The 24,180-nt window shown below is 46.2% G+C and carries 24 protein-coding genes; 3 read left to right on the top strand and 21 right to left on the bottom strand.

All coding sequences use genetic code 11. From position 1 onward, the window contains the following. Window positions 1-25: 25 nt before the first annotated feature. On the top strand, window positions 26-619 hold the full coding sequence (locus ACRCA4_RS04000; RefSeq protein WP_433184502.1) for an AhpA/YtjB family protein: 594 nt from the start codon (window positions 26-28) through the stop codon (window positions 617-619). Here the strand turns inward: ACRCA4_RS04000 and ACRCA4_RS03995 are convergent. From ACRCA4_RS03995 to ACRCA4_RS03935, 13 genes are all read right to left on the bottom strand, one after another. Beyond that, window positions 599-1,441, bottom strand: coding sequence for a TatD family hydrolase (locus ACRCA4_RS03995; RefSeq protein WP_433184499.1), 843 nt, complete (start codon window positions 1,439-1,441; stop codon window positions 599-601). The genes ACRCA4_RS04000 and ACRCA4_RS03995 overlap by 21 nt on opposite strands. After that, entirely contained in the window at window positions 1,432-2,070 is a 639-nt protein-coding gene (gene pdxH / locus ACRCA4_RS03990) for a pyridoxamine 5'-phosphate oxidase (protein ID WP_433184496.1), read from the bottom strand. Before pdxH ends, ACRCA4_RS03995 begins: the two co-directional genes overlap by 10 nt. Next, entirely contained in the window at window positions 2,070-3,809 is a 1,740-nt protein-coding gene (argS, locus tag ACRCA4_RS03985; RefSeq protein ID WP_433184494.1) for an arginine--tRNA ligase, read from the bottom strand. The genes pdxH and argS overlap by 1 nt, the downstream gene beginning before the upstream one ends. A 12-nt stretch (window positions 3,810-3,821) precedes the next feature. Then, window positions 3,822-5,408 carry a peptide chain release factor 3 gene (gene prfC, locus ACRCA4_RS03980; protein ID WP_433184491.1) on the bottom strand — a complete coding sequence of 529 codons (1,587 nt, stop codon included), beginning with the start codon at window positions 5,406-5,408 and terminating at the stop codon, window positions 3,822-3,824. A gap of 255 nt (window positions 5,409-5,663) precedes the next feature. Beyond that, window positions 5,664-6,344, bottom strand: coding sequence for a LexA family protein (locus ACRCA4_RS03975; RefSeq protein WP_433184488.1), 681 nt, complete (start codon window positions 6,342-6,344; stop codon window positions 5,664-5,666). Between the two features lie 194 nt (window positions 6,345-6,538). Beyond that, window positions 6,539-7,765, bottom strand: coding sequence for a type II toxin-antitoxin system HipA family toxin (locus tag ACRCA4_RS03970; RefSeq protein ID WP_433184485.1), 1,227 nt, complete (start codon window positions 7,763-7,765; stop codon window positions 6,539-6,541). Then, the gene (locus tag ACRCA4_RS03965) at window positions 7,758-8,084 is read right to left on the bottom strand and encodes a helix-turn-helix domain-containing protein (RefSeq protein ID WP_433184483.1); all 327 of its coding nucleotides are present in this window, start codon (window positions 8,082-8,084) and stop codon (window positions 7,758-7,760) included. Before ACRCA4_RS03965 ends, ACRCA4_RS03970 begins: the two co-directional genes overlap by 8 nt. 399 nt (window positions 8,085-8,483) lie before the next feature. Next, window positions 8,484-8,627: an antirestriction protein ArdA gene (locus tag ACRCA4_RS03960; protein ID WP_433185277.1), complete on the bottom strand. Its 144-nt coding sequence runs from the start codon at window positions 8,625-8,627 to the stop codon at window positions 8,484-8,486. Window positions 8,628-9,040: 413 nt separating this feature from the next. Further along, on the bottom strand, window positions 9,041-9,343 hold the full coding sequence (locus ACRCA4_RS03955) for a putative quinol monooxygenase (RefSeq protein WP_248532944.1): 303 nt from the start codon (window positions 9,341-9,343) through the stop codon (window positions 9,041-9,043). 410 nt (window positions 9,344-9,753) lie between these two features. Next, a complete protein-coding gene (locus ACRCA4_RS03950; RefSeq protein WP_433184479.1) occupies window positions 9,754-10,950 on the bottom strand; it encodes a low temperature requirement protein A in 1,197 nt (398 codons plus the stop codon). A 73-nt stretch (window positions 10,951-11,023) separates the two neighbouring features. Beyond that, complete coding sequence (locus ACRCA4_RS03945; protein ID WP_433184476.1) at window positions 11,024-12,031, bottom strand: zinc-dependent alcohol dehydrogenase family protein; 1,008 nt, start codon at window positions 12,029-12,031, stop codon at window positions 11,024-11,026. Window positions 12,032-12,077: 46 nt separating this feature from the next. Beyond that, entirely contained in the window at window positions 12,078-13,097 is a 1,020-nt protein-coding gene (locus ACRCA4_RS03940; protein ID WP_433184474.1) for a zinc-dependent alcohol dehydrogenase family protein, read from the bottom strand. Between the two features lie 328 nt (window positions 13,098-13,425). After that, entirely contained in the window at window positions 13,426-14,184 is a 759-nt protein-coding gene (locus tag ACRCA4_RS03935) for an SDR family oxidoreductase (protein WP_433184471.1), read from the bottom strand. A gap of 155 nt (window positions 14,185-14,339) precedes the next feature. On the opposite strand from ACRCA4_RS03935, the gene ACRCA4_RS03930 reads away from it, so the two are divergent. Further along, window positions 14,340-15,233 carry a LysR family transcriptional regulator gene (locus tag ACRCA4_RS03930; RefSeq protein WP_433184468.1) on the top strand — a complete coding sequence of 298 codons (894 nt, stop codon included), beginning with the start codon at window positions 14,340-14,342 and terminating at the stop codon, window positions 15,231-15,233. A 236-nt stretch (window positions 15,234-15,469) separates the two neighbouring features. Here the strand turns inward: ACRCA4_RS03930 and ACRCA4_RS03925 are convergent, their stop codons facing one another. The 7 genes from ACRCA4_RS03925 to ACRCA4_RS03895 form a co-directional block, all read right to left on the bottom strand. After that, complete coding sequence (locus ACRCA4_RS03925) at window positions 15,470-16,564, bottom strand: DJ-1/PfpI family protein (protein WP_433184466.1); 1,095 nt, start codon at window positions 16,562-16,564, stop codon at window positions 15,470-15,472. A gap of 94 nt (window positions 16,565-16,658) precedes the next feature. Then, the gene (locus ACRCA4_RS03920) at window positions 16,659-18,377 is read right to left on the bottom strand and encodes a formylglycine-generating enzyme family protein (protein WP_433184463.1); all 1,719 of its coding nucleotides are present in this window, start codon (window positions 18,375-18,377) and stop codon (window positions 16,659-16,661) included. 67 nt (window positions 18,378-18,444) lie between these two features. Then, complete coding sequence (locus ACRCA4_RS03915) at window positions 18,445-18,882, bottom strand: DUF3592 domain-containing protein (protein ID WP_433184461.1); 438 nt, start codon at window positions 18,880-18,882, stop codon at window positions 18,445-18,447. Next, a complete protein-coding gene (locus ACRCA4_RS03910) occupies window positions 18,879-19,343 on the bottom strand; it encodes a hypothetical protein (protein WP_433184459.1) in 465 nt (154 codons plus the stop codon). Before ACRCA4_RS03910 ends, ACRCA4_RS03915 begins: the two co-directional genes overlap by 4 nt. 18 nt (window positions 19,344-19,361) lie before the next feature. Next, window positions 19,362-20,585, bottom strand: coding sequence for a serine hydrolase domain-containing protein (locus ACRCA4_RS03905; RefSeq protein ID WP_433184456.1), 1,224 nt, complete (start codon window positions 20,583-20,585; stop codon window positions 19,362-19,364). A 153-nt stretch (window positions 20,586-20,738) separates the two neighbouring features. After that, window positions 20,739-21,200, bottom strand: a complete 462-nt coding sequence (locus ACRCA4_RS03900) for a winged helix-turn-helix domain-containing protein (RefSeq protein WP_433184454.1) — start codon at window positions 21,198-21,200, stop codon at window positions 20,739-20,741. A 169-nt stretch (window positions 21,201-21,369) separates the two neighbouring features. Beyond that, on the bottom strand, window positions 21,370-22,026 hold the full coding sequence (locus ACRCA4_RS03895) for a hypothetical protein (protein ID WP_433184452.1): 657 nt from the start codon (window positions 22,024-22,026) through the stop codon (window positions 21,370-21,372). A gap of 126 nt (window positions 22,027-22,152) precedes the next feature. Between ACRCA4_RS03895 and ACRCA4_RS03890 the strand changes: the two genes are divergently transcribed. Then, window positions 22,153-23,334: a helix-turn-helix domain-containing protein gene (locus ACRCA4_RS03890; RefSeq protein WP_433184450.1), complete on the top strand. Its 1,182-nt coding sequence runs from the start codon at window positions 22,153-22,155 to the stop codon at window positions 23,332-23,334. A 50-nt stretch (window positions 23,335-23,384) separates the two neighbouring features. Here ACRCA4_RS03890 and ACRCA4_RS03885 read toward each other — a convergent pair whose 3' ends face one another. Further along, window positions 23,385-24,170 (bottom strand): alpha/beta hydrolase, encoded by a 786-nt coding sequence (locus ACRCA4_RS03885; protein WP_433184447.1) that lies wholly within the window; start codon window positions 24,168-24,170, stop codon window positions 23,385-23,387. Window positions 24,171-24,180: the final 10 nt, after the last annotated feature.

Below are 24,180 nucleotides of genomic sequence, written 5' to 3'. Positions count from 1 at the left end.
ACATAGCATTTAGTCTGTGAGGAATATGCCGAACCATAGCGTAACTGCACGTACAACATCAAGTTATATCAAGCTTATCCAAGTCGCTTTTGCGGTACTGGGTGTTTGGTTATTATTGCAAGCTTGGGTGATGATTCAACAGCAAGGCCAGTACTTATTCCAGCAGCAAAGTAGCCAATTGATGCGTGAAACCTTAGTTACGCTAGCGGATACTGCGGCTTATTTAATTGAAAATGATCAACTCGACGGCTTAGAGCAACTAACCCAAAACGTGGCTTCAAGTAACTATTTATATGAAGTGACGGTTTATGATGCTAATGGCGTACGGATGAGCAGCTCTGATAATAGCGCACCGGCTTTTCAGCTATATAAACCCGATTATACTGAGCAGCTAAAACCGATGATCCAGCCGATTACTAAACAACAACAGTTGTTAGGCTATATTAAGTTTAGTTTGCGTTTAGATGCGGCTTTAAGCCCTATTGCCGAACCTTGGCAAAACTTAATGCAGCGGATCTTATTAATGCTACTTTTCGCCGGCGCTATTGGTTTCTTATTACGTCGAGGTTTTTCGCGCTTTTCTCGGCAGTCGATGCGCTTAAAGCCGCCCCAAGCCTAAAATATCAATGCTATTTTGCCACAAGGCGTGCGCTATTTCTGCAGCAGGCTCTGATCTTAACTGACAAAAACAAGCAAAAACCTCGGCTAACCTTGCAGGTGTATTTATTTGGCCTTGATATCCCGCTAACGGCATCGACGGCGCGTCGGTTTCAAGCACAAAACTAGATAATGGCAACTGCTGTACCACTTTATGTGTTTTAGCAGCGCGCTGATAAGTTATAGTGCCGCCTATACCTAACTTAAACCCTTGTTCAATAAAGGATTGTGCTTGTTGCACACTGCCAGAAAAGGCATGCAGAATGCCGCCTGCAGTAAAGTGTTGCCGTTTAATTTCCTCCAGCAATTGTGGCTGACTTTTGCGATGATGCAAGATCACAGGCTTTGCTAATTGCTTGGCTAAGGCTAATTGCTGCTCAAACCACGCTTGTTGTGCCAAAAAAGTATCGCTAGCTAACGCAAAGTCTAAGCCTATCTCGCCTACTGCGACAATTTGTTTGCTATGCGATTGATACAGCGCACTTAGTTGCTCAATAGCCGCTAATGGACTAGTTTTAGCCCACCAAGGATGAACACCTAAGGCGATATGCCAACAAGCTGCTTGTTGTTGCTGTAACTTGAGTAAAGTTGGCCATGCTGCGGGCTCGGTTGCTGGAATAAGCAACTGTGTTACCCCGACTTGCTGGGCATCTTGCCAGTGCTGCTGTAACTGCTTTTGGTTAGGCTCAGTACCGGCAAGTTCAGGCAGATTTAAATGACAATGGGTATCAAATAAATTATATAAGTTAGAAGCTTTCTTCGCTGTAGAGGCCGTTATGGACATAACCGTTCAATTTGCCAGTCGCCGCTTGGCTGTAACGAATACATAAAGCGATCATGTAAACGATAATCACCGCCTTGCCAAAATTCAATTTTAGTTGGCCGAACTAAAAATCCGCCCCAAAATGAAGGTAATGGCACTTCACCTTGCTGAAACTTATGTTTTACTTCGGCAAATTTTTGCATTAATGCTTGCCGAGTTGAAATAGGCCGACTTTGCTCTGATGCCCAAGCTGCTAACTGGCTTTCTTTAGGCCGTGATAAAAAATATTTAGCCACTTGCGCGGATGAAACCCGCTCGGCAACACCATAAACAATCACTTGCCGCTCTAGCGGATGCCACGGAAAGTGTAAACACACTTTAGGGTTAGCCATAAGCTCAGTTGCTTTACGGCTACCTAAATTGGTGTAGAACACAAAGCCGTCTGCATTTACGTCTTTTAATAAAACAATACGCTGCGATGGCTGACCGTGCTCATCAACACTGGCGACACACATCGCCGTAGGATCGGTTAATTCAGCGGCAATAGCGTCTTTTAACCAATGCTCAAACTGGATAATAGGATTTTTATCTAGTTGATCATAATCTAACTTATTTAGACTGTAACTACGACGAATAGCGTCTACTTTCATTACATGCGCTCCATTACCTCAATACCTAGCAATGACAAACCTTGCTTTAACATTCTAGAAGCTAAAATGCTCAGCATTAAACGGCTGTCGCGCAAGGCTGGCTCTATACCTGGCTTTAAGATGGCACAGGCTTCATAGAAGGTCATATATAGGCTAGCTAATTCGTATAAATAATTACACAGTAAATTAGGCTGAGCGTCTTTCATCACTTGTTGAAGGGTTTCTTCAAAACGCAGAAGCTTCACCGCTAGCTGTTTTTCTTGCTCTTCAACTAAGCTTAGTTCGGCATTAAAGCTATCGTCAATCTCGGCGCGACGTAAAATGCTACGCACGCGAGTGTAGGCATATTGTAAATAAGGTGCCGTTGCGCCTTCAAAGCTAAGCATCGCGTCCCAGCTAAAGATATAATCGCTCGTCCGGTTTTTTGATAAGTCGGCAAATTTCACCGCGCCAATACCCACTTTACGGGCAATTTCAGCTACTTCATCTGCGCTTAACTCGGTAGATTTTTCAGCAACAACCGCTTTAGCTCTAACTACGGCTTCATCTAATAACTCTGCTAACTTAACCGTGCCACCAGTACGGGTTTTAAATGGTTTACCATCTTCCCCCATCATAGTGCCAAATGGACAATGCTGATACGCCGTTTCTTGGCGTAAGTAGCCCGCCTTGCGAGCAACTAGCTCTACTTGTTTAAAGTGTAAGCTTTGCCGGGCATCAGTGAAAATAATGACTCTATCTGCGCCTAAGTCGTGGCTGCGGTATTGGCAAGCGGCTAAATCTGTTGTGGCGTATAAAAAGCCACCACCGGTTTTTTGCACAATAAAGGGCGATGGATTACCTTCTTTATCTGCTAGCTCTTGTAAAAATACGACTTCAGCGCCTTGATCAGACACGGCTAGTTGTTGAGCTTTTAAGTCATCAACGATGCCTTGTAACATACTGTTATAAGCACTTTCTGGCTTAATATCTGCATCGGTTAGGGTAACATTAAGCGTTTCGTAAACATCGCGGCTGTGTTTAACTGAGGTATCAATAAACAGCTGCCATAAAGTTAGGCAATGGCTATCGCCAGATTGTAGTTTAACCACATAATCACGTGATTTGTCAGCAAAGCCCTCTTCGTCGTCAAAACGCTTTTTAGCTTGACGATAAAAGTCTTCTAAGTCGGCTAAAGCCACTTGGGCTAAGTCTGTTCCGGCTTCAAGCTTATCTTCTAAATGAGCAATCAGCATACCAAATTGGGTGCCCCAATCGCCCATATGGTTTTGTCGGATAACCTTATCTCCCCAAAACTCTAGGCTGCGAACAACGGCATCACCAATAATAGTTGAACGTAAATGACCAACATGCATTTCTTTGGCAAGGTTGGGCGCGGAATAATCAACAACTACCGTTTGCGGTGCGGGGTTAGTGTTTACGCCCAAACGCGGGTCCGTCGATGCAGCCTGTAATTGTTTAGCTAACCACGCTTTAGCTAAGGTAACATTAATAAAGCCTGGACCTGCTATTTCAACTTTTTCCGCCATATCATCTAGCTGCAAATGGTTTAATAGCTGCTGTGCTAATTGGCGAGGATTAGTTTTTACTATTTTTGCTGCCGCCATAGCACCATTAATTTGGTAATCACCAAATGCGGCTTTGCTGCTTATAGCAACAGCGGCATTGGTATCGGCAGGTAAACCTAAGGCAACAAAGGCAGCTTGAGTTTTTTCAGTTAAGATTTGTTTAATATTCATGTTCGTTGCCTATTAATGTTCACGTGTCTTATGGAACTGAATTTTCGGATAACGCTCCATGGCTAAATTAAGGTTAACCATAGTTGGGGCAATATAAGTTAAGTTATCACCGCCATCTAAGGCTAAGTTTTGACTGGCTTTATTGGTAAATTCATCTAAGGCTTTGCCATCATTTGAGTATACCCAACGCGCGGTAGCCACATTGACGTTTTCATAAAGCGCGTCTACGTTGTATTCAAATTTTAATCGGCTTACTACAACGTCGAACTGCAGCACCCCCACAGCCCCAACAATAAGATCGTTATTATCAAGCGGACGGAATACTTGCACTGCCCCTTCTTCTGAAAGTTGCACTAAGCCTTTGAGTAGTTGCTTTTGCTTTAACGGATCACGTAAACGAATACGACGGAATAATTCAGGAGCAAAGTTGGGGATACCCGTAAATTGAATAGCATCGCCTTGACTAAAAGTATCACCAATTTTAATGGTGCCATGGTTATGCAGGCCAATAATATCGCCAGGGTAAGCAACGTCTAAGTGCTCACGATCACCGGCAACAAAAGTTAAGGCTTGTGAGATTAGAATATCTTTGCCGAGCCGGACATGACGCACCTTCATGCCTTTTTCATACTTACCAGAAACAATACGTAAAAAGGCCACGCGGTCACGGTGTTTGGGATCCATATTGGCCTGAATTTTAAAAACAAAACCACTAAAATTAGTATTATCCGCGGTGATGGCACCAGATTCAGTTTCACGAGACTGCGGCACAGGAGCCCACTGTACTAAGCCATCTAGCATATGGTCGACACCAAAGTTACCTAAGGCGGTACCAAAGAATACAGGGGTCAATTCACCTTTTAAAAACAACTCGTGATCAAATTCATGGCTAGCACCTTGCACTAGCTCCATTTCTTCACGTAGTTGTTCGGCATAACTGCCTATACGTTTATCTAGTTCAGGGTTATCAATACCTTTAATAATATCGACATCTTGAATAGTGTGGCCAAAGCCCGATTTATATAAGATCACTTCGTCGCGCAGAATATGATACACACCTTTAAAGCCTTTACCTGAGCCGATAGGCCAAGAAATAGGGGCACAGGCAATATTTAGTACGCTTTCTACTTCGTCTAATAAGTCGATAGGATCACGTATGTCGCGGTCCATTTTATTCATAAAGGTTAAAATGGGCGTGTCACGTAAACGGGCGACTTCCATTAACTTAATGGTTCTTTCTTCAACACCCTTAGCGCCATCGATAACCATTAAACAAGAGTCAACGGCGGTTAAAGTACGATAAGTATCTTCAGAGAAATCCGCATGGCCTGGGGTATCAAGTAGGTTAACTAAACAATCATCGTAAGGAAACTGCATCACAGAGGTCGTTACAGAAATCCCCCGCTCTTTTTCCATTTGCATCCAGTCTGACGTGGCAAACTGACCTGACTTTTTACCTTTAACCGTACCGGCTTTTTGTAATAAGTGCCCAAACAATAAGACTTTTTCAGTTATGGTTGTTTTACCCGCATCAGGGTGAGAAATGATAGCAAAGGTTCTTCGCTTATTGATTTCCTGGAGAAAGTTTTGGTTTGCCATTAATAAATTCTTTTAGTTTGTACACGGATTTGTACACACTTTTGGAAGTACCTTCTTTCAGTTCTTCGCTTGTCAAATCCGTCGTGTTAATCGTAATTGGCCGCTATTTTCGCTGATCTTGAGTTTATAAACAATCAATGGTTATTTAATTGGTTACCATTTACTCTCAGCGTGCGCCAATGCTCAGTTGTAGCTGTTTGCAATCGTTGCTTCTTCAGCTCATGAACAACTGTGGCTAAACCACAAATTCCTTCGCTACCAAAAATCGATGATAGCTTGTCGTACTACACCAATGATGGTGCAGTTGCCGTTGATCGGTATTGCAGGGTATTGGGGGTTCAAAGGTTTTAGGTACTTCTGTTCACCATCAATAACCAACTGCTTAAAGATTGCTTCTTTCGAATCATCCAAACGCGCAACAACCAATGAACCTGAAGAGTAAGGTACTTCAGGATCAACAACGATCACTGCCTCCTCAGGTATGGATTTTTTCCCTCTTGGATTTTCCATACTGTCGCCTTTTACGCGAAGTGCGAAACAACCCTCATGTGCTTTCCCAGTGACTTCACGCCACTCTTCAGCATCTTCATGGGCAAATCCCTCCGCTATTTCAGGCCAATCACTGGCCTGAACCCAGTTAATGAGAGGAATTCTTCCCTTAATGTCAGGCCCAACTTCTACATTACCGACCCCCAAGCCAATCTCGCCATCACCAGTGGCGAGCCAATGAGCATTCACGCGAAGCGCCTCCGCGATCTGCATGGTGTAACGAGACCTAGCCGATTTACCAGAGCAAATCTGGCTGATCGACTGCTGTTTAATACCAATGCGACGAGCCAACTCAGACTGGGTCACCCCAGTAAGCTGCAAGGCATGGTTTAGTCGTTCGGATAAAGTTTTCATAAGCCCGTATTCTACAAATAAAACTGTAGCCATTCAACAATTTTAACTGTTGACTATGCAGCATGGGTAGCCAGATTGGCTTGCCGTCTTTGATCAGCACTTCTGGGGCAAGGCTTTCATATCGCTCATTTGAGGCGGATTTAGTGGCCAATCCTCGCTCAATGAGGATGTCCGCAAGGGTATCGGGAAATCTCAGGCCTTACCAGTACGCTTTAGCTACTATTAATTCAACGTAGCGGTATGCTTCGTAAGTGCGTTTCAATGGCTTCAATCACTGACTTTGTAAGGGGTAAATGCGTTTTTTCTTTCGCCCATACCTCATGGAAGCCTGCTACGGTTTGCTTAGCTGTATCCAGCACCAGCTTCTCTGGCAACATGGCTTTGGCTGCTAGGTGTGATAACTCATCTAGCGTGAAATCACTGAATTTCTTGCTACGGCTCACCTTCAACGAAGCACTATCATCGGGGATATAAGGAATGGTCGAGACAAAGTCATAAGCAGGTGCTATCGATGCTGTGAGCTTATCCTTATAGATCACAGACCAATTCTTCAAATGCATATCTGCATTGCCAATTAGCGTATTGAACACCAATCGGCGAGTAAATTCAGCAATGTCTTCGTCTTGACCTTCAATACCGATAACCTGAGCAATATTTCGCATACTGGCTTTTTTGTATTTATCTTGAGGATAAACACCAAACACTTGCGCAAAGTCCTCAATGTGAACAGCTTGACCATCTGCACGGTCAAAGCGTTTAATCGCAAAAGCCTGAGCATTTTTAAAAGAGGCACCAAATTTGCCAATGCCATTGGGGATATTAGCAATCCGATTAATAGGCAGTAGCTGCGTTTCTGGCACGTCCATTCCCAACATTCGAGCCAGCTCCATCATCGAATATTCATTTTCTGGCACAGCTTCAAACCGAGACGACGGTAATTTTACAATCCAAGAGCCACCTTGACCGGTTGCTGGGATAGTCAAACCGCCATTTGCCTGCCGCACAGCTGAAAATTTCAACTGCACTCCCGCTAATGAAAAACGCATTGGCCCATCTGTTTTCGTTTCATCTTCTCTGTCTTGATGCACATTAGGTGGTAAGGCTTCACCATCTGCTGGCTCAACCGTGATCGCGCCTGCCAAATCCTGTCCCAGTACCCACAATAGAAAAAATTCCCGCGATGGATTAACACCGGCACGCTCTGCCAGGTAATTTCGCATGGTTTCTTCTGGCAAAAGGTTAGAGAAAAACGGGGTTAACTTAGATTGGGTCGGTTTGAAGCTAGTCAGCAAGCCTCCTAGCGAATCTTTAAATCCAAGTCCTAATACAGGACGCGATTCGGCATGAATGTACGAATCCATAAAGGCAAAAAGCGTTCTGTCATTGCCGACATTGGTGATGGTCGCAATAGGTTCGCCATAGAGCAGCACATTGAGTGTAGAAACGTTATTCATCGGCGCTATCCTCCATGTAATCGGCATCTAAGCTGTAGGCTGGTGCGACCTGCTCTCCATCTTCATCATGCCCTTGGGCGCTACGAATAATAGACTTGATGGCTGGCACTGACTTTTTAGGCGCAACAAATAGCTCTAAATCAAGCACACGCGCCAAAGCGATCAAACTGGATACCCGCAGGTCAACGTTGCCTGACTCAATTTTAGAGATATGGCTTTGCGGCACGCCAGAACGGGCGCTTAACTCCCGTTGGCTAAAGCCCTTACGCGCACGCGCCTCTCGCAAGCTTTTCAATATTTGATCGGTTATATAACTCATATTTGATACACCTTTCTATATCAATAAGATACTAATATCTATAAAACTATATCATAAACCACCAAAAGACTAAAGATTGATACGTTTTAACACATCAAAGTAAAGCGCTTGATATGTTTTAATAGATAAACCTAGCATTAGGGTCAGGTTTAACTACTTTGCGTTTTACGGCGCTAACCGCCGTAAACAACCACATTCTTAAACCGCAGGGTTTAAAAGAAGGCACTATCGGTATTAACAATACCGATAGCCAGCATTATTTAAACTTTTGGGGCTCAGCTTGACGACAGAGGAGACAAGACAAGCGAAGCATGAGTGATTTAGGCCGCAAGGCCGCTGAGCCACAAAAGCGCGCCGGAATTTAGGCCCTCGCCTAACGGCAAGGGCTCAAGCTGTAGCTTAATGATTCCAGAAAATATGCACTTCCTGATAACCTGTTTCGATGGTGAATACATCAACGCCAAGCTCCATATCACGCCCCATTTTTTCATAATCGATATAAAAGGCTAAATGCTCAGGGGTCTGTGTGGCTCCATCGGTCAGCTCTTCGGCATCCTCTTATGGGCTGCTGGCTAGCATATGGTTAATTTGTTCTTGAATGTCATCGATGTCCTGCGTGGCATCAATCCAGACAGGGGGTATCACCCGCCCTGCACAAGCCTGAAGCTGTGAAGGCGCGGAAGGTCGGGGGATGTCTTGATGAAGGCAAGTTATGTAATAGTTTGACGTATACCCAATATCGTTACAGCATCAAAACCACCAGCATTGAATGCGCAAACCATGCGCGCCCTTTTAGCAACCACATTTAGCGATAAATGAGCCCAGAAACTGCAAGCGTGAAACGCTTCTCCTCTGCCGTTGCGACCAAAGGTGCAGTTAATCTCATTTCCGCTGACACGCGGCCATGCAAAGGCCGTGATAATCAAAAAGATTGATGACATAAGGGTTTAGGCTTGCTAGCCAGGTAGCTTTGCCGCAAGTACATCAACGTTTTCGATGGACGGGGGCTCGGATAACAACTCACCTGCCTTTGCCATCAACGCGGCTGCGACCTTACCGGAGAGATGGGCCTGCCGACCCGCTTCATCTGGAAAAGCATCAAAGATTCCGAAAGTGCTTGGTCCAAGGCGAATGCCAAACCACGCAGTGGTGGCAGGCTCCTCATTGACGATGGGAAGGCCACTCATAAGGAAGCTCTCAACCTCTTTCTCTTTTCCGGGTTTCGCTTCAAGGCGAACGAACAAGGCTACTTTGACCATGGAATGTCTCCTGTTGTTAAATATTCTTATGGTAGCGACTTTATTGTCGCTCGTTTTATGTTTAATGGTTCAAATTTAGCCTACTTAAGGACGATTAGCAAACAGATAATATGCGCGATTACGCAACAAATTGAGCATAAAATTATTATGATTTTGATCTATAGTCGTTTAAGTCGCCAATAACAGCGGATGTTTGCTCATGCCTCAAAGCCCTTTTATGGAAATGCTGCGCTCAGAGCGGCCGATGGCCGCCGGACGGACTTTTGATTGTGGCTTCGCCTCCATTCAACCCCTGGGGAGTGGAGCCTGATAAACCATCTAAAAGACAAGCTTGATGATACTTATGAAGTGTTTTTTAACCCTTATTTAGATGGCGATGCCCTCACCACCATGGGCGTAGCCATGTTCCATCACAGCATTTTATCAGACCGGCGCCCATCTCTTAGTGCCAGAAAAATCGGCACACCAATCTGCGAGAACAGCGCCAGGGCCCAAAGGCCGTTGCTGACAATCGACGGTACGAGGGGATGAACGGCTAGCACAACCAGCGCCATGACAATGCCGAACAGCCTCAGACCGGTGCTATGGTAGATGTCGGTGGCATCAGCCACGGTTCGACGCAGCGCCCATAGCGAAGCTAAAAACACCGCAAGGCCGACCGAGCCAAGCGCGGCGTAGCCGGGCGGATAAGGCTCCCACAGGCCGACGTAGACTTCTCCGGCCAGCGCAACGCCAATCGTCACCGCACTCCACAAAATCACGATGTGAGCAAACCAGTATCTCAGCAGCACGGCACTGGTGCGGCTCTTCGGTTTTTCATTGCCGGCGCAGTCGAAATAAGTCCAGGCCAGCGCGAAGAGGGACAAGCCACCCATGGTCACATTGAACAGCGTACCCGCGCTGACTTTGTAGACGCCCTTGTCGGCCAGCGTGACCACCAGCTTAAAGAAGCCTTCACCCAGCAAGATCAACATCAGAAGGCCGAAGCGCTCCGAGATGTGTCCGAGTTGAGGCACAAAGCGTTCGAAGCGGAGCGTGCCCACGCGCGGCAGCATGTACTGCAGTTGGATTGCTGCCACGCCGGCGGCAAAGACCCAGTAGGCGACCGGTGTGGGCAAAAAAGCCGACAGTGCAAACAACCCGGCCAACACGAAAAAATTCCGCCCCTGTTCCTGCGCCAGCCTATTGGCCGCGTTGTCGGTACAGCGCGCCCGCCAGTAAAGATAGGCCGTCAGCGCCCGATTCAACGCATAGCTCAGCGCGAAATACGTCCAGCCTTCACCGCCCACGTCGGGAATCGCCGCCGCGATGGTCATCATCGTGACAATCTTAAGTGCCATCACCAGGCGATGCGGCATGTCCGTGGAAATATACAGTGAGTTATAGACCGAACTGTCTGCCCAGGCATAGAAAATTGCCAGGAACAGTCCCGTAAACACCCAGAATCCTTGCCACCCCAGATGATGGGACAGGTAATTCCCCAGAATGAAAATTGTCACTACATGGACCAGATCGAAGAAAAGTTCAACCCAGTGCACGTGATCGTGGGTTTCATCAACATCCATGTAATGGCGTGGTCGCCGCCAGAGAAGATCGCTAATTACCATACACTACCCCTTTTTCTTATTGTTCTGGCGGTGAATTATGCGCCGGCCAGAGACTAGCGGAAGCTACGAACTGTTAATCAAGTTCGACCACTATTTTACCAATCTGCTGATTTGACTCCAGATAATGATGCGCTGCTACTATCTCTTCAAATTTAAAGCTTCGATCAATGACAGGCTTGAGTGTTCCCTTGGATAAACCCGAGTGGATAAATTGCTTTGCTCTGCGAAAACGCTCGATGTCTTTTACAACTTCAGTAAACACATACCCCCTAACTGTCAGGCTTTTACGAAGTGCTATTTTTAAGGGAAAAGGAGTTGTTTCGGGACTTAATGCTCCGTGTACTATTATTGTTCCTTCAGGGCTCATTGCTTCAGCAATTTCAGCTATCTGCGGCCCACCGACAGCATCAAATGCGACTTTTAAATTGTTTGCTCCCAAGATGCTTATCAAGCTATCCAGCAGCGGTTCTTCTTGGGTTGCAATCACATGGGCCGCGCCAGCCTTGAGCACAGCAGCCTTTTTAGCTCGTGTTTGAGTTGTAACGATAGGGATACCCCCTAGAGCATTCACAATTTGAATCGCAGCCAATCCAACACTGCTCGATGCGGCGGTTATCAGTACTGCATCGCCTTTTTGCACCTTAGCAATTTCGACCAAAGCGCCATAAGCTGTCAGGTACTGCATCCAAGCTGCTGCACCTTCAGCAAAGGTTAGCCCTGCTGGTTTAAGTGCCACATATTCACTTGGTACGACAATCTCTTCTGCGTAGCAGCCATTCTGAGAAAGCCCCATCTGAGGGACAATACAAACCTCGTCTCCAAGGCGTAAATGATTTACCTCTTCCCCGACTTCAATAACTATCCCGGATGCTTCATAGCCGATTCGTGAAGGGAAGTCAGCCTTTTCTATATAGCTGCCTCGCCTAAACATGGCATCAGCACGATTGAGCCCAACAACTTTGACCGCAATACGTACATCAGTGGCCTGCAAACTTGGACTCGCCAGCGAGTCAATAGTTAATACCTCGGGGCCACCTAGTTCATGGAAACGAACAGTTCGAATTAGTTTTCTTGGGCTCATATGCATCCTCAACTATGACTTTTTAAGTAATTACAACAATGATTTTTTAAGCAATTACATCAATAACTACTTTACCCATGGACCCCAACTCTACAGCATTATGTGCATCCATTGCCGTGTTAAGGGAGAAGCGTAACGGATCGAGTATTGGCTTAATTTGTTCAGCTTCAACTAGAGCCGTAATTTTCCGCAGAATGTCACCATGATGTTTGCGCCCCTCTCCGCTGAGCTGTGGGTGTAACACAAAAATCGCTGACAATGTTGCAGAGCGTAATGACGACGGTGCCAAGTTATGTGAGCTGAATGCAGCACAACTTAAAATATGTCCATAATGTGCAATGATATCTAATGAGGCATCGAGTACAGAGCCACCGACAGTGTCGTAAATGATATCGAATCCTTTGCCTTGGGTGTATGCGTCCATGTAGTCAGCAGGGCTTGTAGTGTGATAATCAATCGGCGTGGCACCAAGCGCCTTGAGCAGTTGTTGTTTTCCAGTCGATGCAGTGGCATAAACGTCGGCACCTAAGGCCTTAGCAATTTGCACAGCTACATGCCCAACTCCGCCAGCTCCACCTTGGATAAGGACTTTCTGGCCCGCTTTAACATTCGCCTTGTCAACCAAACCTTCCCAAGCGGTAAGTGTAACCAGAGGTAAAGCCGCAGCTTCACGCATGGACAAATTTTTCGGTTTGAGAGCAAGTAACTCAGCATCTACGTTGGCATATTCAGCCAATGATCCTTGCAATCCTCGCACTCCGCCAGTCAGACCATAAACTGCATCGCCTACTGCAAAGTCGGTGACGCCGTCGCCGATAGCAACAATTTCTCCAGCTAAATCGGTGCCAAGTACTGCGGGTAATTCCGGCATGGCATAAGGCGCGATACCGCGGCGGATCTTGTAATCAATAGGATTGACGCCACTTGCAAATATTTTTACTTGCACCTGACCTGCTGATGGAGAGGGTAAGTTAATCAGGGCATCCCGGAATACTGTACCCTCTTCATAGCTATCTAATACCAAAGCACGCATTTGTCTGTTTAACGCTGTCATCAATAACCTCACAAACTGAATATTCAGCGGGTGGTTAAATCACCCGCTGGTTAGGGCCTGTTGATCTTTGCTGTATGCTTTTGCAGCGAGTTGTGCGGTATTTATACAATGAAGCACGATTGTAGTGTAGTTGCTCTACATGAAAGAGTGCTGAGGCAGTAGAAATGCCGCACAAACGCTGTCCTTCGGATTCGTCTTAAACGCTTTTTACTCATTGTTGCAGCATTTCGACTTAATCCATTAGGCCTTCAACGCTGCGCCTCGATTAAAAAGCGTTTAATTAGAACAAAATTCATACAGAAAAGATCAACAGGCCCTAATAGGTCTTTTATTAAACGAATTAAAACTCTTGAACAGTTGGGCGCAGAACAATCTCGTTGATATCCACATCCGCAGGCTGCTCAATTGCGTATGCGATAGCACGAGCAACAGATTCAGATGGAATTTCATTTTGCTGATAAAAATCTTTTACAAAGGCTGCACCCTGAGTATCTGAACTTCCATGTTTTAATTCAGATTCGATTGCCCCCGGTGAAATGATTGTTGAACGAATTTTACCCCCAACTTCATGGCGTAAGCCTTCGGCAATAGCGCGAACAGCGAATTTGGTTCCGCTATAAACCGTGCCGCCGGGACTGAATACTTTGATACCCGCTACGGAAGAAATATTGATAAAGTGGCCTGTTCCCTGAGCCTGAAAGATCGGAAGCGCTGCGGCTACGCCATACAGCAAACCTTTAATGTTGATGTCAATCATGCGATCCCATTCGTCAACTCGAGTCTCAGCTAACGGTGCAATCGCCATTAACCCTGCATTATTGATAACCACATCAACTTTACCGAAGCGCTCTTGTGCAAGATTTACAAGGGCCTTCACTTCGTCCGGGCGAGTCACATCTGTCGCTTGAACCGCAACTTCTCCGCCCGCTGTGCGTATGTCAGCAGCAATAGCTTCAAGCTTGTCGATGCGTCGGGCACCTAAAACAACAGATGCGCCAAGGCTGGCTAAATGTCTTGCCGTGGTCTCGCCTAAACCGCTGCTACCACCAGTGATAACAACGACCTTACCGCTGATGTTATTTGCTAAAACACTGCTCATAGTTAATATCCTCAAATAAGTTGAATGACGTTGTATAAATAACAAGCAAAGTATCTCTTATCTTCAAAAACCGATAAATGGAAATGTTTTAATTTCACAATTCCATAATTTGGAATAATATTTATGTATTCATATCAAACCTGAATGTGACTGTGATGCTTAACAGATTGGAAATGCTCCGGATATTTTGTACTGCTGCTGAGTCTCGCAGCTTTAAAGAAGCGGCTAACCGTCTAGGAATTTCTCCTCAGGCAGTGACACGAGCAGTGAAGGAGTTAGAGCAATTGCAAGGGGAGCTTTTATTTCATCGAAATACTCGACACATACAAGTGACCTTAGTTGGAGAAAAATTTGCTTTGATAGCAAAAGAACGCCTGCGCGCTGTAGATGAATTGTTTCAAACAAGCGCCCCTAACTCGGGTAATGAATTACAAGGGCGGGTTCGTATCGCAGCGCCTGTTGGTTTTGGTCACAAATGCTTAATGCCAGTATTACTGGAACTCTCAACAAGACATCCTCAACTGGATATAGACCTGACACTTAGTGACGAGCGCGTTGATGTAGTTGACGAAAAAATAGATATTGGGATTCGTATCGGCTTCATGAGGGATAGTCGATTTATTGCCCGCCAGCTCACCAAAATTAATATGCATGTCGTGGCTTCGCCTGACTTAATAAATAGAGTGGGAAGGCCTGCGTCTATTGAAGATCTAAACCACTTGCCGGTTACAGGGTTAGTCGATCGCAATACGGGAAAGCTTTGGCCATGGGTTTTTTCCATGGACAGACAGTGGACGCCATCCATAACACGTTTTCGAAGTGCCGACGCCGAAGCTGAATTAATGGGTGTACAAAATGGACTGGGGTTTGCTCAAATTCCTGACTTTTCGGCCCAAGACTTATTACGCCAAGAGAAACTGGTGAGAGTGTTAGAAGAGATCGAGCCTGTGCCTTGGGATTTATATATTTATCGCCCTCAACGTGGTCCAGTACCACAACGTATTCGATTGGTTTTTGATCACTTGGTGTCAAGATTGAGTGTCCGCTAATGGCACATAAGTAATATTCATAAAGTGTGGTTGTTTACTTCGGCTAAAAAGTTGTCTGTGTTCATAATATCCAATAGTCTGTTACCGCAGGCATCCGGCTGCGGTGTCGGGCTTAAAACCCGGGAGTAAATAATAATGCGCGCGATTATAGCAGCTTGGAAGACAAGGGCACAGAGTGGATGTATTACAATATCGGATATGCACGTCAGCTGCCAACTGACGTGCCGAATTTCGGCTTACAACGATAGCTTTGCTTTTAGCTCAGCCACATATTTATGCTCAGGGTAGCGTTTTACAAACTCCTGATACGCCATTTTAGCCTGTGCAGTAAGACCTTGCTCTGACGACTGAACAATAAGCTGCGCATCAAATTCCGGATGCGAAAAGTGCTTGCTTATCGTGTGCATAATCGCCAGCTCACGGGCTTTATCTGCTTCATCTGCCAAACGGTAAGCGTAAAAGCCATATAACGCCAGGTAGTTGATATCGATATTGTGATTGCTGTTTTGCAACGCAAGGTCAATCACTACAGGGCCATTCTGGCGCGCTTGTGACAATAGTTGCATTGTGTTTTCATCGCTAAATGGCTGCCTGGCTTTAACTGGCAAACCCAGAGCTAACACCATAGCTTCAGCTGCTTTGGCGACTGAACCCGGGTTTTGTGCCGTGATCAGATTACCGTCAACAGCAACATAAGGCAGCATTGGCGCATTATGGACAAACTGAGCACCGTTTTTTACTAACCGATCTTGCAGTAAAAACGGAAACATCGCTATGTGCTCGCTGCTAAACGCCTGCTCTTCAATATTGGTAAAACCGTTTACCCTTTTACCCGCCACAAAGTAGCGGCCATCTGGCAATTTAATATCGGCTATCGCCGCCGGGCCGTGACATACAGCAGTTATCACTTTGTCTTTTACTGCAGCTTTGGTTAGTAAGCTCTGTGTTGCCTGATCTGCAGGTAAATCCAGCATGGCACCAGCACCGCCGACAACAAAGACACCATCATACTGGCTGATATCAGTATCTTTTGTCGCCAGTGTGTCTGCTAATTGCTTGGACGCCAGCGCTTTAAAACGCTGAATATATTCCAGAGAATCTTTATTGTTTTTGACCAGTACAGCACCGCCTTTCGGGCTGGCTATATCCAGTTTTACGCCGTTATCATGCAGCACCAGATATGACTGGGCCAGCTCCTCCAAATCGTAACTCAGCTCTGGATTAGCCGGAGTGCCGTTGCTTGAAATCAACATTAGCACCCGTTTCTCATCCGCCAACACGGCCTGGCTTATCAATAACACGCCGCCAAATACATAACTTAACCACTTCATTCTTCTGCTCCTGTTAAATAACAGCAGCAGAGTAGCAAAGCGCTCGTCGCGATATTGTGAAGCCACTGCGCCACCACAGGTTAACAGCCAATGGCTAACTATCTGCTGCTGTCAGCTCCAGCCAGCTTAAGCCCCAGCGGTCAAAATCTTCCCGCAGTATCGTCAGCTCTAATGCATGACGCCCCGCCTCTAAGTACACTTTGTGCCGGTTTGATACCGAGTCATCGATGCCGCGCTGATAGCTAATACTGCCAGCAAGCTTTCTGCCCTGCCAGAGCTGAAAAAACTCACCGTTTTGGAAGCTGCTGCCTTTGTAATTCAGCCGGTACCAGCCAGTTTTTGCCACTTCGGTGTCAAACCGCAGCGTCACCCTATTCTGCTCTGTGGCTTTATTGGTTTTAAACACCAGGTAGCGCTCAGGTTTATCTTCGCTGGCAGCGAAGTAATACAAAGGCGCATTATGCAAATGCGCCAGCTGTTGCATTTCGATACGTCCCGGAATAGCTGCCACTGCAGCAGGCGCAAGCTTCACCGCCTTTTCTGATGGCAGCCCCGACAGCTGACCTGAGCGGGCAACCACAATAAAACTGCCACCGCTATCCGGCAAACTTACTTCCAGCTCTGTGCTATCTGCGCCAATTGTATAAGCTTTTTCATAGTGCTTCTGGTAATAACCACCCAGCAAGTGCGCCAGCTTTATCCTTGAGCGATAAATGTCATAGCCGGTTACCCGTTTATCCGCTGATGGCAACCAGCTAAGCAGCAACTTGCCATTAGCGCGCTCTGTCAGTCTCGGCTTTTCCACGGCAGCCAGCAAAGGTGCCCGCGTTGCCAGATGGGCTTGTTGCGCTTGGTGCAATTGCAGTTCAAACTTTTGACTGGCAGGCAACACTGCATCTGAGTGCCCATCCATCGCCAGACGAAAACCGATACCGGCCGCGACATTCCAACCTTCACGCTTAAAGCGGCCACGGTTGCTGTGCGGCTGAGCCGGATAATGCCAATTGCCGCCGCGGGTAGCGATAAAGTCGCACGAAGCCGTATCCGCGGCAGCGTCAGACACATAGCCCTGCGGGTTAAAACAGCTATTCAGATACTGGCTGACATTGCCTACCATGTCATACAAACCAAACGGATTAGGCCGGTATAAACCCACTATGGCATTGTAGGCCTCGCCATCATCACAATTAAGATGCTCAATAAAGCCTTTGTTGCTGTAACCATACAGCTGGTTGTTGACTTGCTCACCGCTAAGATCAGCAAAGTTACCATACTGACAGGCTTGCGTTTGCAGTAGATCATCACCCCAGAAATAGCGGCTGGTGGTATTGGCTTTGGTGGCATACTCCCATTCCTGCTCAGTGGGTAAGCGGTACTGTTGGCCGGTTTGTTCAGACAACCAGGCAGCATAGTTATTAGCATCTTGCCAGGAGATACAGGTCACCGGCTGGTACTCACTATAGCTGAAACGGTGCTTATCCCAGCGCCCACTGCCTTTGTGCTCCGGGCCGCGCAAACCTTCTGCATCAATAAAGTCGTTACAGCTACTATCAGGGCTGTAGCCGGTCGCAGCGGCAAATTTGCTAAACTCCGCCACGGTTACCGCGTATTTTCCCAGCTGAAAGGCGCTCAGGCTGACCTTGTGTGCCGGCTGTGCCTGCTTTTCTCCGCCTGTGGTGCCCATGATGAAGTCGCCGGCAGGAATATTGACCATCGGCGGCACGATATGCTCTGCCGCTACCGTAATAAAACTGGCACCAAGTGACACCAGTAAGACAGTGGGCGTGTTGAAAATACCAGACGTTAGCGTCATATAAAAATTACCTTTTCTGATTATTAACTGCGACACATCGACAAAGCGGCTAGTCAACCTTAGCGATTTAAGCCTTTGTCTTTATTAGTTTTCTTATAAAAATATTTAGCAGCGGGCAAAGCAGCGTCAGAATAAGAAATGCACCACTGAGCAGGGTGTAAAAGTACAACTCATCCCAACGCTTTATTCTGGCCTGATGCGGGTTTTGCTCGGCGAAGTACACTTCAACAACCTCACCAAGCTGCCAACGCGGATAGCCGAGGGCCCGGCCTTCTACCCTATAGCTGGTGCTCGCATACTGAAACTCGGCTACCGGCTGCAAATCAGTTGATGACGCCTGACCATTAACGGAGGTACTTAAACGGGCCTTACTACCAAAGCCGACCACAGTGGCAGGCGTTAGGGTTAAGCCTTGAGTAAAAGAGGACTCTTGCAGATAAAAATAGCCGGTTGCCAGACACAACAACATCACCACGACTATTGCGGGTATACATTTAACACTCATGACGCTACTCCCAAATACAGTGCTGGTAGCCCCAGAACAATAAACATACAAGCCATCACAGGGTTATTCGCTTTTGCCAGCCTGGCTTTATCCTCATTTCCCGGTATAAACAATATGTCCACCTGGTCACCTTCTTTCATTATTTTGCGGTAATAAGAGGTGTTGGATTTCACCTCGTAACACACGTTGTGCACGCTAAATTCAAAGTAGGGCCGGTACAGGGTTCTTACTCTACGTTGGCTGTCTTTGCGCTGATATTCATCGACCCGGCTTATCCTGCCTTGTGTTTTTTCAGCATTGTGCAAATACCAGAAGTAGTCACACAGCATGTAGACACCCAGTAGCAAAAATACTGAGCCAACCAGAAGCGGCGTTAAGTTCATATATGGCTCCAAAACGTTTTTATCCGGATTTGCTGCTGGCGCAGTGCCAGCGGCAATGACGACAGGTAAACTACGCACAACACAGTTGTCATAACGTTATTGTGCATGAGACGATTTAGCTGCTTGGATTTTCTGATCTGTGATTGCTTTTATCTTCATGACAAAGTTCAGGTATCCGTTCCATCCCTTCGCGTTGCTCATTACCGCGATCGAGAGGTCTTCTTGCGGAAACAACACCAAAAGCGCTGAGCCACCAGCCTGACGGCCGCTGTGACCGATCATGCCATTGGCATATTTCGACAATAACATCACGCCATAGCCGTATTTATCCTGTTGCGGCATAGCGTCTCGCCATGAAGGTTCGCTATCGTCATCCAATTCCACCAAAACAGTCGATGTCATAAGCTGCTTTGTCGCTTCAGGTAACATATTCGTATCAAACGCCATAGCAAACCTTACAAGATCAGAGGCTGTCGACAGATAGCCTCCGGCAGGCAGGTTTTCACTGACATCCCGCAAATCGGCTCTTCGCAGCTCACCTTTATTAATTTGATATCCGCTAACCCGGTCAGGAATGATTGCCCATGCATCATCTGGCAGCGTATGACTCATGTTTGCAGGTTCAAATACAACACTTTTCATTGTGTCCACGTAGCTTTTTCCCAAGGCACCCTGTAATACACAGGCCAGAACACGATAGCCATAGGATGAGTACTGCCAATCGGTGCCGGGTTTAAACAACAAATCATCTTCCCTGAAGGTTTGAAGCGGTGATATGACATCACTGTAGCGGGTATAAGAGCTTACAGACTCTTCTAATGCCTTGATTTTAAGGTTCCGCTTGTCTTCAGGATTGCTTAATTCCGCGAGTTCTTTGTCATAATCACGGTAATGCCGAATGCCTGATGTATGCGTTATCAGCTGCCTGACGGTGATATCCCATTGCTTCTTCGGGTATTGCGGACAGTAAGTTTGGATAGGCTCGTCCAAATTCAAAATGTTATTATTAGCCAGCTTCATGGCAGCAGTGGCAGTAAACCATTTCGCTACGGATGCTGTCCGGTATTTTGAAGCAGAAGTCGCAGCCACGTTGTTTTCAACATCTGCCATGCCAAATGCACTTTCATAGATAACTTTATCACCCAACCCAATAGCTATCTGGATTGACGGCGTAGCAGTGCTGTTGATTTCTGCGAGAGCAACTTTGCTGATTTGCTGGTCCAGGTAATCCTTGCCCGCGTCTTTAGCCACAACACAATGATGACTAAACAGAAATGTTACGGCGAAAGCTGAAACTATATGATTTCGAGTCGTTTCCAAGATGTCGGTACCTTTTGTTTAACGCCCGTCAAAAAAAGACGAGCAACCGGTTGGTAGTGCTTACAAACGTTTTACTGGCTTTAGCGCTTAATTCGTTGCGCCTTATCCAGCGGACAGTGCGGAGATGTCATCGCGTTATCATTCATTAATGCGCTACTTTGCCAACGGCAAATTAGCAACGTAGTTGTCGTTAAAATGTGAAGAGGTTGCTTCGAGCCGGTAACCTTGCTTATGTAATGTTCTAAGCATTGGCGTCGCAAAAGGCTTATCTAATGCCTGGCGCAAGGTGTAAATATGCGAGCGAATAACATCACTGTCACACTGCATAGCGCACCAAATTTTATTTGCTAACTGCTGGCGGCTTACCGCGTTTGGACAGGCGTTTGCTAAAATCATCAACAGGTTAAAGTCAGTCTTGCTGAGCTTTAACTTCAGACCAGCTCGAGTTACAGTGACATACTGCTTGAGATTGACGTTAGCGCTGCCGTTTGTAAGGTGAATGTCGTAATCGAGCTTTAAACTTACACGCTGTTTATCATCTGCATGGACAAGTGTGCCCTCAGCCACTGCAAGTGGGGAGAGCAAAACGGATAGTGGAATAATAAGACTGCGCATGTTTTAACTGACTTGGTTAAAGTGCGTCAACTTTTGCAGAGTCAGCGGGTATTTTCGTCCGTGCATGAAGGCTGAGACTCAATTTTTCCGCCTTTATCGTTTGAGTCTCAGCATTTAGCCGTAACATGGCTAGCGCAAGCAGCTGAACTTATCTGCCATGAGCTTGCAATTACACCTTCGCTTCATTTGAAGGCAGCCGCATAAAGCAAAGTCCCAGCCAGAAAAACCAAATAATTTGTAACACGCCGAACAGCTCTTTAAAAATAACAACAGAAGTAATAGTGGCGACGCCAGCCAAACCCACTGCGATACCCAAGTAATTCAGCTTTTTAGAAAGAACATCTGCTTTTAGCGCGAGGACGCTGACCAGAATGACCCATACCGCGCCAACAATTTCGTTATCGCCGCCAATACTTTGTGCAATAGTCATTAGCAGAGTCCAGGCATCTAATGCTTTTTGCGCATCCGTCTGGGCTATACCTATGGCATAGCTGACGCCACCAATGGCTATCATACCGCTGGCGATCACCAACCCGACCCAAAGATAGCCAAAAGCGTTTGTAACCGACTTTAGCTGCTCGCTGGCATTGCCCAGTAAGCGCGATGTACCGGCGACGAGTATCGATAACACCAAACCAAACAGTATGTAGGTAATAAACAAAAACACCGCGGTAATAGTTTGATGCTCGGCAATAAACGTCATCTTGGTTTGAGCATCACCGTCAATGGGGAAGCGCCAAAACGCGCCGTAGTACACGAATGCACTGATATAAATCAACGACAGCACTAACGCTGCTATTCCAGTAACACGATTAGCTGACTTCATTTTTATTAACTCTTCCTTTAACATTAAGTGGTGCAAGACAGAACAATGGCGTGTTTTTGTCTTTCTATCGACCGGGCGTGACGGCTAGGACTCTTTTGACCAGTCAATTACCAGGGTAAACCCTAGATGCAAACCGATTTTGCAAACTACGTATTGGCTGGCAGCCTCGGACTGGTTAGCCTTGTCGTCCCTATGCTGATGGCCAGAAGAGAAGTCAGCCAGGCCTATGTGATGTTAGCGCTATTTCTGATATTCACATCAGTAGCAAATGCCTTACCGATGTTTATCCAAGCTTTCCCAAGTCTTGAACTTTATAGTCTCGCCATCGTTATTCCCAGTTACATTTGTCTGCCATTGTGGCTGTGGCTTTATGTCAAAGCCCTGTGCTCCCCTACGTTGTGGCATATAAAACAAAACCGGAATTTACACTACGTATTGCCAGTGTTGTCGTTGCTATACGCTTTGGCGCTGTTATGTACACCCTCGCCATACCTTGTTGAACTTATGCAAGGGCAGAAACAACCGCTTTCGCAAACCACCGAATTGCTGGCCATGTTCACTTTCGCCTTTATGCTGATTTGGCTAATGCAGTCATCAATTTATATTTATCTGATAATAAAACGTTTACTGGCTTATCGCCGCGAGCTTAAGCAGTTGTTTGCTTCCAATGACCAGCGGGAAATGAGCTGGTTGTTTTTCATTATTTCAGCAATCTCTGTTGCCTGGCTGCTGGCTTTCTGCACACTTTTATTGAGCTTCTCCGGCGAAGCTAATAATGCACTAACTAACTCGCTGCTGCTGGCTTACTATGCCCTGCTTTGGTTAATGTCGTTTTGGGGCTTACGGCAAAAGCCGGGGTTTAGTGAGCGCTATCTGCAACACGAGGATCTTGATGCTATTGCCGCGTTAACAACAGCGGAAGACACGGTGGCAAAATATAACCGCTCCGGGCTTGATGACGCTCGCTCAGCAAAAATTGCAGAAAAAATAGAACAGGCAATGAAAGCTAAATCATTGTATTTAAACCCTGATTTATCACTCAAACTATTAGCTGCAGAGGTAGCAGAAAAACCTAACTATGTCTCGCAAGTGCTGAATCAAAAACTCAACAGTGCTTTTTTTGACTATGTGAATAGCTATCGGATTGAGCACAGCAAGCAACTGATTAAGCAGAACAAACTCGCTATCTTAGATGTTGCTTTAGAATCAGGCTTTAATGCTAAGTCTTCTTTCTACAAAGCATTCAAAATGAAGACAGGATTGACGCCTAAACAGTTTGCCACTAATAATGCTGTCTTTGGCGAGTGATGATTAAGCCAACTATAAAGCTCCAACCTGGACGCTTTAAACAGTTTTTTTCAGTCCGCAAATACCGCAGAAATACCGTTGAAGAAGCTGATGTAATAGTTACTGATGTGACTCTGTTCAGCCATCACTTGTTCGTGCCAACGCACGTTATCCGGTGTTTTAGCCGATAACAACCCGATAAACTGCTGATAGGCCGAAAATACCGCTTCGCCTTCCTCGCCTAGCGGTGCCAAGCTGATGTACAGCCTCTTTACTGCAGTTGGTGTTCTACTACTGACAAGCTGCTGGTAAAGCTCATTGACATGACGCTGCAACGGTGGACTGGCCGCGATATATCTGTCAAATAGCGCCGGTTGTTTTGCAAGCAAATCAACGGCAAAATAAGCGGCCAGTGAGTGGCCATATAAAGTAGCGCTTTTGCTGGAACGAAAGGTTTTATCTATAAACGGCTGCAATTCAGTGCCGATAAACTGAGCAAATTTGTCTTTTTGATGGTAAAAATCGTTTTCTCTGGCACCGTCCTGCTCAAGATTATTAATGGCCACAATAATCTGCCTGGGAATATTGCCCAGCTCCTGATGTAAACGGCTTGCCAGCACCGCATGGGCCAGGTGCCGTTCTCCGTCTAATAAATACAGTGTCGGATAGGTCTGTATAGATTTGTCATAGTCTTGTGGTAAATACACCTTAATGGTGCGGTTTTGCTGCAACACCGCTGACGGGTATTGCAGCGTTATCACCTCACCTATTGTTAGCGCTTCTGCAGTAAACGCTTGTATCTTGCCGGATAGCAAGACCCCAACAAGTATCATGATTAGCATCAGCCGATTTTGCATAAAACGACCC

It is taken from the genome of Rheinheimera sp. WS51, assembly GCF_050936095.1.
Lineage (GTDB): Bacteria > Pseudomonadota > Gammaproteobacteria > Enterobacterales > Alteromonadaceae > Alishewanella.
This window is presented reverse-complemented; position numbering and strand designations above follow the sequence as displayed.